The sequence below is a fragment of the Streptomyces laculatispora genome, from assembly GCF_017353455.1.
Classification (GTDB): domain Bacteria; phylum Actinomycetota; class Actinomycetes; order Streptomycetales; family Streptomycetaceae; genus Streptomyces; species Streptomyces laculatispora.
The window spans coordinates 1-11405 of the sequence record NZ_JAFMPZ010000240.1 but is presented as its reverse complement, the minus strand read 5'-3'; the positions used below and the strand labels follow the sequence as shown (position 1 = coordinate 11405).

The window sequence follows — 11405 nt, the reverse complement described above, 5'->3', positions numbered from 1 at the left end:
ATCGCGCTGAGCTCCCCAGAGGGCGAAGCCCTGCTCGAGGCCCCGGCACGGGCCCTGGAGTCGTTCCTGAAGAGGACCGACGCCGCGGTTCCGCCGGGCACCGAGCATCGTCACTTCGATCTCGATACGGAGCTCTCACACATCCTGGCGGAAAGCTGAGCCAGGCCGAGAACTGCACGACGCCGTCCAACTCGGGGAGACGGCGTCGCGCGGACAACCTCATACGGCAGAAACCGGCGCCGTCCTCACGGAATCCACCGTGGTGACGGCGCCGGTTTCTGCCGTATGAGGTTGTCCGCACGACGCCGTCTCCCCGAGTTGGACGGCGTCGTGCAGTTCTCGGCCTGGCTCAGCTTTCCGCCAGGATGTGTGAGAGCTCCGTATCGAGATCGAAGTGACGATGCTCGGTGCCCGGCGGAACCGCGGCGTCGGTCCTCTTCAGGAACGACTCCAGGGCCCGTGCCGGGGCCTCGAGCAGGGCTTCGCCCTCTGGGGAGCTCAGCGCGATACAGACGACGCCCTGGCCGTGGCTACGGGATGGCCAGACGCGGACGTCTCCGGTGCCGGTGGGCCTGTGCAGCCCCTCGGCAAGGAGGTCGCGGGCGAAAACCCACTCGACCGTTTCCTCCGCTCCGGTGTGGAAGGTGGCGTGCACGGCATACGGATCGGCCGTGTCATACCGCAGGCCCGCGGGTACAGGCAGTGAGGACTCGCTCGACACAACGAGGCGCAGGTGCAGCTCGCAGCTGACCGTGGTGTTCATAAGCGCCAGGGCCTTTCGCTCAGTGTGCGCTCGGGGATTCGCACGTCGGCGAAATCGACATGCCACCTACGGTGGCGTTGTAAACCCCTCTGACCGTTTTGTGATCCTTCAGGTAGCTCGTACAGCGGTGTGTAACTTTGGGTTATGCGGCCATTCCAGTGACGAGGGTGGTTCCGGTAGGTTGGCCCCCATGAATGCGGAGAGTGACGAGCGGGACGGAGCCGCCGCACCGGCGGATCCGGCGCCCGCGACGGGGGACGTGGCGAGAGGCGTGGCGGGGGGCCTCACGCAGGATGTGACGAAGGAGGACCCGGAGCTCGGCTCCAGGGCGCCCGGATTCATTCAGGCGTCCAGGGCGCTGCACCTGAGCTGGCAGGTCGGCGTGTTCATGGTCGGCCTCGCCGTGGTGGTGGCGGGCATCATCATGCTGCCGCTGCCCGGCCCCGGCTGGCTGGTGATCTTCGGCGGCATGGCGATCTGGGCGACCGAGTTCGTCTGGGCGCAGCTGGTGCTGCGCTGGACGCGGCGGAAGGTCACCGAGGCCGCCAGGCGGGCCCTCGATCCCAAGGTCCGGCGGCGCAACATCGCGCTCACCGTGATCGGGCTGGTGATCATCGCGGTGCTGGTGGGGATCTATGTGTGGAAGTTCGGAATCGTCATGCCGTGGAAGATCCACGAGTGACCCGGAGCCGGTCGGGGGGCGCCGCTGACATGGGGTAATGTTTGGCGTGCGCCCGGGCGATTAGCTCAGTGGGAGAGCGCTTCGTTCACACCGAAGAGGTCACTGGTTCGAACCCAGTATCGCCCACCCCGGACCGACGGCCCGGAAGCTTCTTGAAGCTTCCGGGCCGTCGGCGTTCCCGCGTGCGCCGTTCAAGCGCTTCGACTGATTTTCGTCCCAACTGTTGACGCCGTCGATGGCGCTCCTTACTTTGATCCAGCAAGCGCTTTCTAAAACGCTTCAATCAAGGCGGTAAATGCCTGCTCGGAGTGCGGCGGCTGTCCCGCATGAAGTTGGCGACGTCCTGAATGCCAGCGGGACCGCCTCGCGGCCGGTCCGGTCGGGCATCGGGCGCGCGAACAGCCAAATCGGTGGCCACTCCTCGCCAGTCCCGCGCCGACCGCCGCCGGTCCACCGAGGCGCGCATCCTCGCCAGTGCCCGTGAGCTGTTCGCCGGGAAAGCATTCGAGCGCACCACCATTCGCGCCGTGGCGGCCGCGGCGGGCGACGCGGCTCTGGTCATGCAGTACTTCGGCTCGAAGCGCGGCCTGTTCACCCAAGCCGTGCAGGCAACCCCCGTATCGCCGGGCACCGTTGACGCCGACGTGCTCGTCGATCAGCTGCTGGCCACGCTCGGACCGAAACTCGGCGGTCTGCCCGAGGGCACGCTGGCGATGATGCGGTCCATGCTCACCGACCCGGCAGCGGCCGATCACGTCCGCGTCGCCCTCGGCAGGCAGCTGGACGGCATCGGTGCGGCCCTGCCCGCCGCCGAGGATCCCGAGCTGCGCGCCGCGCTGATCGTCACCACCTTGCTCGGAATCACCATCGGCCACCAGTTCCTCGAACTGGCCCTTCTGCGGGACGCCCCGGCCGAACGCATCGTGTCCTTGCTCCGACCGGCCATCAAGGCCCTGGCGGGGGAGCAGGGGCGAACCGGATCCACCAGGTCCACGAGACATCAGCTCCGCAGCGCCGGCGGAATAATCTGCGCCGTGTTGTCGGATTCCGCGAAGGCCGTTCGTCGTCCTCATGAAGCGTCCGGAAGGAGAACGGTCATGAAGTACGTGTTGTTCATCGCCACGGACCCCGCAGGGGAGCCGACCGACGAGAACCCGCAGGCATGGGTCGAGAAATGGAACGACCGAGGCGTCCGTGTGGAGGGAATGCCGCTCAAGCCGGCCGGCGAGACCAGGACGGTCCGAGTGCGCGGGGACCGGGTTCTGGTCACCGACGGCCCCTTCGCCGAGACGGCCGAGTGGATCGCCGGGTACGACCTCGTGGAGGCCGCCGACCTCGACGAGGCGATCGAGGTCGCCGCCTCGCACCCGATGGCAACCGCCGGACGCATCGAGGTCCGGCCGGTCGAACCGCTCGATCTCGGGCCCGGCACCGGAAACGTCCCGCACGAGGGCGACGCGCCCGCCTCCCGCTTCCTCGCGATCCTGCGGACGGACCCGGGCGCGCCGGCCTTCACCCCCGATCCCGCCGTGGTGGCCGAGTGGGTTCGCGACGGCCTCGCCTCCGGCCGCTACCTCGGCGGTGAGCACCTGCGTCCCGTCCGGGACGCCACCCTCGTACGCCGCCGCGAAGGGGAGTTGCTGATCACCGACGGCGCGTACACGGATGTGCCGGAACGGGTGTCCGGGATCGTGTTCGTGGACGGCGAATGGGAGGAGGCGATCGGCTACCTCGCCCGCTGTCCCATGGCGCGGTCCGGAAGCGTCGAACTGCGCGAGTTCTGGACGGACTTCTCGTGAGCACCGGGCCGGCAGAGGCGCGGGCAGCGCTGGCGGAGGCCTGCCGGGGCGAGTGGGGCGCCGTGTTCGGCACGATCGTGCGCCTGACCGGCGACTGGGAACTGGCCGAGGACTGCGCACAGGAGGCGTTCGCCCGCGCCCTGCCGGCCTGGGAGCGGGAAGGAGTGCCGCAGAAGCCGGGGGCATGGCTGGTGACCGCCGCGCGGCACCGCGCCTTCGACACGCTGCGTCGCGGGACGACCGAGCGCAGCAAGATGGCCGAAGTCGCCGCGCTCAAGGCGGCCCGTGAACCGCAGCCGCCCGGGGACGAGCGGCTACGGCTGGTGTTCACCTGCTGCCACCCGGCGCTCCCCCTGGAATCCAGGGTTGCACTGACCCTGTGGGCGGTCAGCGGCCTGACCACGCGAGAGATCGCCCGCGCCTTCCTGGTGGGCGAGGACACCGTGTCGCAACGGATCCTGCGGGCGAAACGCAAGATCGCGGCGGCAGGCATCCCGTACCGAGTGCCACCGCCCGGCGCACGCGCCGAACGGCTGGACGGCGTACTCGCCGTCATCTACCTCATGTTCACCGAGGGGTACGCACCGAGTGACGGCAACACACAGCGCGACAGCCTCGCGGAGGAGGCCGTCCGGCTGGCCCGGCTCGTCGCCGCCGAGGCACCGGACGAGCCGGAGGTGCGGGGGGCTGCTCGCACTGCTGCTGCTCCAGCATTCGAGGCGCGCCGCCCGGCTCGACGCCGACGGCGGGCTGGTCACGCTGGACCGGCAGGACCGCACGCGGTGGGACCACGCACTCATCGCAGAGGGCGCGGCCCTCGCGCGCGAGGCCGTCGAGGCGGGCGGCTCCTACGCCCTCCAGGCGGCCATCGCCGCGCAGCACGCCCTCGCTCCGACAGCGGCCGCGACCGACTGGGCGGCGATCGTGACGTCGTACGACCGTCTCCTCGCCCTGCGTGCGAACCCGGTGGTCGAGCTCAACCGTGCTGTCGCGGTCGGGATGCACGAGGGCCCTCAGGCACAGCTGGACGCCGTGGACGCTCTCGGCACGTCCAGGAAGCTGGCCGGGAACCACGCCGTGCCCGCGGTCCGCGCAGACGCGCTGCGCCGACTCGGCCGCGCGCGCGAGGCGGCCGAGGTATACCGGACGGCGGAGTCGACCGCCCCGAACGGGGCGATCGCCCGGGAGTACGCCAAGCAGGCCGCGGAACTGGATCAGATGAATGAAGGGAGCGTCCCGCTGTGACGCCTGCACAAGAGGACGAAGTGCTCGCCCGGATCGCCGAAGGGCTCGTCTACACCGAGTCGGAATCGGCTTCTCAGAACTCGGAGCGCCGGACGGAGCAGATCTTCGACTACGACCACACACCCCCGCGCGAGGAGGGCAGACGCCGGTCGTTGCTCGTCGACATTCTCGGCTCGGTCGGGGAACGTACGGTGCTGCTGCCGCCGTTCCACGCCGCGTTCGGCAGCAACGTCCACATCGGAGACGACTTCTTCGGGAACGTGAATCTGACGTTCGTCGACGACGTGGACATCCGCATAGGCCACGGCGTCATGATCGCGCCCAGCGTGACGCCGACCACGACGGGACACCCGGTGCATCCCGCACGCCGGGTCGACTTCGCGCGGTTCTCCGGACCGATCGTCATCGAGGACAAGGTGTGGATCGGCAGCAACGTGGTGGTCCTGCCGGGTGTGCGCATCGGATACGGGTCGGTCATCGGCGCCGGCAGCGTCGTCAGCCGCGACATCCCCTCGATGACGGTCGCTCTCGGGACACCCTGCCGGGTGGTCCGCGAGATCACGGACGAGGACCTCACCACCCGCCTCGCCGGCCGGTAGCGCGAAACCCCGCGTCCGGCCAAGGCCCTTGGCCGCCACGGACCCGGCTGATCAGGCGCAGGGGCCGAGCTCGTTGTCACAGGGGGCGCTTAGAGTCTCTCCCACTCGTCACGGTGCGTTGCCCCTGACGGGTTTCATCAGCGTGCCGCCGGTTCGGCGGCCGTCCGGAACAATGGGGAGAACAGCGCATGGGGTGGGTTCCGGCGGGCGACTACGAAGTCGCCCTGGAGGCGGGCACGGTGGTCTGCCGCAATGGAAAGGGCCGGCGGCTGAAGTCCGTCCCGGCCAGATTGAAGGACGACCCGGCGGTCGTCGGACTCCGGCAGCTGACCGAGTGGCTGGAGCAGCACGCACACCAGTGCCTGACCGAGCTCGAGCAGTGGATGGTGCGTTCGCTGCCCGTCCCCACTGCCGTGCTCGCCCGGGTCTGGCCCGACCCTGCGTGGCAGACGGCCCTGCGGGACGTGGTGGTCACCGGCGTGGACGGTGGAGTCGCCGGGTTCCTGCGTGATGTCGACCCCCACCGCGGCCTCGGCCTCGTCGACCTGGACGGCGACACGGTCCGCATCACCCCGGACGTCGTCAGCGTGCCCCACCCCGTCCTCCTCGACGATCTCGACGAGCTGCGGGAGTTCGCGGTCGAACTGGGGGTGCGCCAGAACGTGGACCAGTTGTTCCGCGAGGTGTGGCGCCGCCCGCCCGGCCTCGCCCCGGACACCACGTCCGTGGACACCTACGCCGGCGGCGTGTTCAAGGAACTGCGCTTCCTGCACGGCCGCGTCACCCAACTCGGTTACCGGTCGCGCGGCGGATACGCGGTCTGCCCGGTCGTCGAGGACGGCGCCACCACCGAGGCGCGCATCTGGATCGGTGAGCACGACGGATACGACGAGTACGGCACCGAGACGGGCCCCCTGGGCTGGACCGACCCCGCGGGGCGCGCGCTGACGGCCGCCGAGGTCGGCCCCGTCGCGTGGTCCGAGGGCATGCGCATGGCGGCGGCGCTCTACGCCGGCCGCGACGTGGCGGACGAGGAGCGGGCGGCATGAGCACCACGACGACGGACACCCACACGAACACGACGGCAGCGGGCACGGCATCCCTCCCCGCCCGGGCCCGCAGCGGGAGTACCTCCAGCCCCGTGGCCGAGGCCCGCGCGGCGGCCCTGCTGGACGCGGGCGCGATCCTCCCGGCCGGCACCACAGAGCGGGACGACGCCGACGCGCTGACCGCCCGCACCTACACGCACACCGCCCTCGGCGACCGCCCCGTGGTCCGGCTCGTGCCCGGCACCCTCGGTGAAGCCGAGGACCTGGCCCTGGAGTTCCTCGGGCTGGCCCGGTCCGCAGAGGCCCCCGTCGTGGGCCAGGTGCGCCGCGAGGCGCTGGGCTTCCCTGCCTGGGCGCTGGTCAACGACCCGGCCAACGGGCACCACGCCCTGGCCCTGGTCAAGGACATCGAGCGGTTGGGCCGGCAGGCCAGGACCCGCGCCGGAGCGGCCAAGGAGGGCTTCGACGCACTCGGCAGCCGGCTCGGCCGGGCCGTACCCCACTTCCTCCCCACCTACTACGAGCAGGTTGCGCGCCTCTTCCTCCAGGCCGAGAACACCACCTACGCCGCCTCCTTCTTCGGTAAGGCCCGCGAGGCCGAGCGGGTGCACGGGCTGGTCGTGGACGAGGACCGGCAGCGGGCCGTCTTCCTGGAGTTCGCCTTCGCCGGCGCGCTGACCGTCAAGGCACTGCGGCAGTACGTGCGGGACCTGGTGGCCCGGCTCGCACCTGCGGACGCCTGGGCGCAGTTCCGCCGTCTGCTGGTCGAGCGCTGCGCGGCCGGCATGCCCCCGTACGCGGCGCTGCCGCAGGACGTGCGCGCGCTGGTCAAGGCCGCCGGGCTGGACCGGGAGGCCGCCGAACGCGATCTGGTGGCCGATCTGATCGGCTCCCCGGGAGTCGTCCGCGCCCCCGCCTCGTTCTGGGCTGCCTACCGCTCCGCGATCGTCGCCCTCACTCGACGGGATGAGTCCGTGCGGGCCCGGCTCCTCGGCTTCTTCCCGGAGACCTTCAGCGAGAGCGGCCGGGAGAAGGCCGGCGAATCCGACTGGCTCGCATTGCTGGCCGAGTCCGGCGCCGAGGACCTGCTGACCGGCCTCCCGGACACGGCAGGGAACGCTCCCTCCGTCTCCCCGGCGGACTGGCTCGCCCGCTGGGAGGCACACCGCCGGCGCAACCGGGCCACCGCAGGCCGCAGCCCCCAGACCCTCGACCTGGCCGTCCGGATGGCGGACCGGCTGCGCGCCGACGGGCGCCCCGTCGAGCTGTTCCAGGGCCGCTGGCAGCGCAACGCCGACCTGGACCTCCTTGACCTCTGCCTGGCCTCCGGCATCCCCGTCGCCGAACCGGCCGAGCAGGACACGGGCACCGTGCAGGGCCCCGCCCTCCCGCTCGGCTCCTGGCTCACCGACACCGCGCTCGGCGCGCGGGACCTCACCGCTGTCTCCGAACAGCCGGCTTTCCGCGTCCTTCTGCGCCGGACCGTCGGCGCCCTCGGCGACGGGCACGGTCAACGGCTGAGCGACGCCGGCCTGGCGAAGCTGGCGGCGCACCCCGTGCTCTCCGGCATCCTGCGGGAGTGGCTGACCGCCTGTGCCGAGGAGTACACGGCCGCGCGAGGGCTCCCCGGGCTGCAAGCCGCCCTCAACAGGCTCTCGTTGTTCCGCACCGTGGTCGCGGACGTCGCCCCGGAGGCCGTGCGGCTCCTCAAGGGCCACGATGTCGTGCCGCTGCTCGCTGCCACCCTGCGCACCGGCGTCCTCGACGAACTGGGCTGGCCCGCGCTCGACGCGACATACGCCGAACTGGCCGCCGAGACCGCCGCCGTGCACCAGCGGCGCCGCCGGTCGGAGAGCGTTGGTGTCACCGGCGCCTGGCCCGCGCTGATCCTGAACACGCTCGAACGGGCCGTCGTCGTCGGCCCGGAAGGCGTTCTGCTGCGGCACACCCTGCGGCTGCCCGCCACCGTCGACCACTGGCGGTCGCTCGCCTTCCGTTACGTCGACGGCGAGTTGCTGGTCATCTGGTGGGAGGACGGCAAGCAGCGCGGCTACTGGTCGCACCGCCCCGCCGAGCTGTTCACCGTCGGCGGCGAGCAGATACCCCGCTGGGGTGGCTCCGGCCCCTCGGACGAGGTCTGCCTGCCGCTGTCCGGCGGCGGCCGCGCCACCGGCGGCAAGGCCCTGCACGCGGGCGACACCTCCCTCCCGCCCCAGCGCGCCGTCATCTCCGACGGCACCGGTCACTGGCGGGAAGGTCATCAGGGCACGCAGCGGGTGTGGCTGGAATACGACCCGGCCGCCGGCACGCACGGCCGCGCATCCCTGCCCGCCTTCCTCCGCTCCGGGGTGCGGGACGGCACCCGGCTGCTCACCGAGCACTGCCAGGTGCTGCCCCTCCAACCCGGTCTGGAGAACACCCCGTTCGGCACGGACGGCACGGTCCTCGGCCGCTGGGTCCGCAGCACGGGTACCGAGCCCGGCACGGCCGCCCCCGCCGACGGGCACCGGATCGTCGCAGGCACCCCCGACGGCCACACGGTCACCCTGCCGCACGCGCTGCCCGGCGCCGGGTTCCCGGTGCCGCTCGGCGCACTCACCCTGCCCGGCGGGTCACGGCCTCTCGTGGCCCTGTACCACCGCTCCGTCGCGGCGCACCCGGCCGACACGGACGGCGTCGGTGGCAGCCTGTGGTCCGTCACCACCGACTCCTCCGGTGGGAACGACGCGGCTGGCACCCCTTACGTGCCTCCCGTCGCCTACTGGCACGCGCTGCGCCCGAGGGACGAGCGGGGCTCCGCCGCCCTGCGAAGCCTGACGGACTCCCGGGCGGGGGAGCTGTTCAAGGAGGTCGCCGCCGCGGTCGCCCGGCACCTGGAGGCGTTCCGGGCCGTCAAGGAGTACGCCGGGCCCTCGTCGCGGGAGCTGAGCGAGGAGGCCGTCGCCAGGGTGCTGCCCGAGGTGTCCGACGCACGGCTCCTTGCGGGCGTCACCGCCGCTGTCCGGGACGCGGTGGACCGCGCTGCCGCAGCCGCCCGGTACCTGGAACCACCCAAGCCCGCGCAGCCGGCCACGCCCCGCAACACCGCGCGCATCCAGGGCATGTTCTTCGAACACGAGCCCGAGCACGGCGACGACACGACCCTGCAGACCGCCTCCGCCTGGACCTCCGAGCGGATGCGCGGCGGCTGGTGGGGAGCCGGGAAGCGGTGGACCGTGATCCGGCAGATCCTCGCCGTCAACCACGTCCTCGGCGGCGAGCCGGCGTTCGGCCCGCCCATCACGTCCAAGGTCCCGTTCACCCCTGCCGACGGCTGGCAGCGGGACGAGTACACCGTGCCCAGCGACTCCCTGACCTGGACCTCACTTCTCGGCAACCTCCCCGAACTGGCCTACCGGGCCGCCTCCGCGACCACCTCCCCCGAGCACCGCAGCGGGCTCCTCGTGTTCCTGGAGACCCTCGCCGCAGGCCCGCTGGCCGACCCCGCGGGCACGGTCCGGCAGGTGGAGCTAGTCGAGCCGTTCGGCGCGGGGACATCCGGGCCGGGACGCCCCGAGGCCGTGCACCGCCTCGGCCAGGTGCTGCGCAGGGGCGCCCGCACCGTCGTGGTCCTCGCCAACCGCGGCCGGAACTTCCAGAACGACGCGGAACGCTGGCTCGCCCTGGACCATGACCCGACCGGCGCCTTCGGCCCCGTCCCCGGATTCACCCTGGACCACGAGCACGTATACCGGCACGGCATCGCCCGCGACCGGCTCACCCGGCTCATCGCCCTGGTACGGGAGCAGGGCCCGGCACCCTGGCGTCCGGAGGCCGCCGAGGCGTTCGATACGGCCACCGGAATCGGCCCCCTCCAGTCCACCGCCCTGCTCTCTGCGGCCGTCGAGGAGCCCGGCGCCGACGCGCTCGCGCTGCTCGGGGCGAAGACGCGTGCCTTCGAAGCGGCCCAGGGCAGGCTGGACACCCTGCCCCGCGACGACCGGCACGCCCTGCTCCAGGCACTGCTGCCCGTGGACCCGGCCGAGCTGTGGTCCACGGGCCCCGACATCAGGGCCGCCGCCGAGGTCTGGCAGAAGCGCCTGGCCTCCCTCGTCCGCGTCCCAGAGGAACTGGACCTCGACCTCTCGGGCACCACCCCGGGCGCCGTCGACCTGATCCTCAACGCGGGCTCCCGGACCTGGCTCGCCCACGGCACCGATGTCGAGGACGGCACCAGCCGCCCGGCCCTGCGCCGGGTGGGCGCACGCGGTGCGGTCTCCGCAGCCCTCACCGCCCTGCGCACCCTCGCCTACACGCTGCCGTACGGGCATCCTCTGCGGGCGTGCCTGCCCACGGGGCTCGCGGCCCTGCGTGGCCGCCTCGCCGACCCGGGCCTGGTGCTGGACCTCGGTCTGGACTGGACCGAGTCGGGGGGCTCGATCGGCCCCGTGATCCGCGCCGCCCACGGGCTCCCCGAATCCGGCGGCGCCGGCCCCGACGGGCTGGTCAGGGCCGGCACGGCGCTGCTCCTCGCCCCCGGCCACGGCGACAGCGAGAAGCTGCTGATCCGCCCGGCCGGCCTGGCAGGCCCCGACGACCCCGCGTTCGGCCTCGTCGAGGGCACCGTCGGCGGCTACGGCACCGGCGATCTGCTCGCCCTGCGCGCACTGCTGGGCGAGGAGACCGACGCGTTGGCCTCGGCGGGCGTCCCCGACGGCTCCCCGCACCACCCGGCCCAGGACCCGACCCGTGCGGTGCCGGACCTGGTGGCCGAGGCCGTAGACGCCCTCGGCCTGAGCGCGGACACCGCCGCCCTGTACCTGATGCTGCTCGCCCTGCCCGACCCGACGGACCGCAACTGCGTCCGCTGGACCGAGTGGAAGCCGGCCCGGGTCAAGAAGGCCAGGGCGGAACTCGCCGCCACCGGCCTCGTCGTGGAGGCGAAGCGCTCCCGCGCCGGCCGCACCCTGTTCCTCCCCTGCGGCTGGCTCGAACGCGGCACCCCCGGACTGCCGTTGGAGACCTGGAAGGAACGCCTGTACCCCGTGGCCGGGTCGGCCCGGACCCTGCCGCACCTCCCCGTGCCCGCGCTGTTCGCAGCCGCCTGGGCGCGGGTCCGCGGCGGCGACGCCCCGGCCTTCGAAGAACTGGACACCCGCGCACCCCGGAAGGGCCGCCGCCGATGACGAACGACACCACGATTACCACCGTGGACAGCACCACCACGGGCGGCGTCCCGGACCGGTCGACGGAGCCCGGCGGGGGACACCGCCCGTGGTGGTGCTGTCC

General features: G+C 72.3%; 7 protein-coding genes, 1 tRNA gene and 1 pseudogene. 8 read left to right on the top strand and 1 reads right to left on the bottom strand.

Annotated elements, in window-relative coordinates; all coding sequences use genetic code 11:
• Nucleotides 1-159: SsgA family sporulation/cell division regulator (locus tag J1C73_RS13530; RefSeq protein WP_207316583.1), on the top strand; the 159-nt coding region annotated here is incomplete at its 5' end.
• A 190-nt stretch (nt 160-349) separates the two neighbouring features.
• Here J1C73_RS13530 and J1C73_RS13525 read toward each other — a convergent pair.
• Nucleotides 350-763: an SsgA family sporulation/cell division regulator gene (locus tag J1C73_RS13525; RefSeq protein WP_003959770.1), complete on the bottom strand. Its 414-nt coding sequence runs from the start codon at nt 761-763 to the stop codon at nt 350-352.
• Between the two features lie 190 nt (nt 764-953).
• On the opposite strand from J1C73_RS13525, the gene J1C73_RS13520 reads away from it, so the two are divergent.
• The 7 genes and pseudogenes from J1C73_RS13520 (at nt 954) to J1C73_RS13485 (ending at nt 11302) form a co-directional block, all read left to right on the top strand.
• On the top strand, nt 954-1445 hold the full coding sequence (locus J1C73_RS13520) for a TIGR02611 family protein (RefSeq protein WP_207316582.1): 492 nt from the start codon (nt 954-956) through the stop codon (nt 1443-1445).
• Nucleotides 1446-1499: 54 nt separating this feature from the next.
• Nucleotides 1500-1571, top strand: a tRNA-Val gene (locus J1C73_RS13515).
• 284 nt (nt 1572-1855) lie between these two features.
• Nucleotides 1856-3244, top strand: coding sequence for a YciI family protein (locus tag J1C73_RS34815; RefSeq protein WP_307797686.1), 1389 nt, complete (start codon nt 1856-1858; stop codon nt 3242-3244).
• A pseudogene (locus J1C73_RS35975) lies at nt 3154-4489 on the top strand (RNA polymerase sigma factor). The gene J1C73_RS34815 and the pseudogene J1C73_RS35975 overlap by 91 nt, the downstream one beginning before the upstream one ends.
• Nucleotides 4486-5088, top strand: coding sequence for a sugar O-acetyltransferase (locus J1C73_RS35715; protein WP_207316581.1), 603 nt, complete (start codon nt 4486-4488; stop codon nt 5086-5088). Before J1C73_RS35975 ends, J1C73_RS35715 begins: the two are co-directional and overlap by 4 nt.
• Nucleotides 5089-5276: 188 nt before the next feature.
• Nucleotides 5277-6137 (top strand): DUF4132 domain-containing protein, encoded by an 861-nt coding sequence (locus J1C73_RS13490; protein WP_123468451.1) that lies wholly within the window; start codon nt 5277-5279, stop codon nt 6135-6137.
• On the top strand, nt 6134-11302 hold the full coding sequence (locus J1C73_RS13485; RefSeq protein WP_207316580.1) for a hypothetical protein: 5169 nt from the start codon (nt 6134-6136) through the stop codon (nt 11300-11302). The genes J1C73_RS13490 and J1C73_RS13485 overlap by 4 nt, the downstream gene beginning before the upstream one ends.
• The last annotated feature ends 103 nt before the right edge of the window (nt 11303-11405 follow it).

Bases quoted from the DNA above. Each gene is read 5' to 3' on its own strand.
- J1C73_RS13485 (WP_207316580.1), top strand. From the start codon at position 6,134: ATGAGCACCACGACGACGGACACCCACACGAACACGACGGCAGCGGGC.
- J1C73_RS13490 (WP_123468451.1), top strand. From the start codon at position 5,277: ATGGGGTGGGTTCCGGCGGGCGACTACGAAGTCGCCCTGGAGGCGGGC.
- J1C73_RS13525 (WP_003959770.1), bottom strand. From the start codon at position 763: ATGAACACCACGGTCAGCTGCGAGCTGCACCTGCGCCTCGTTGTGTCG.
- J1C73_RS13520 (WP_207316582.1), top strand. From the start codon at position 954: ATGAATGCGGAGAGTGACGAGCGGGACGGAGCCGCCGCACCGGCGGAT.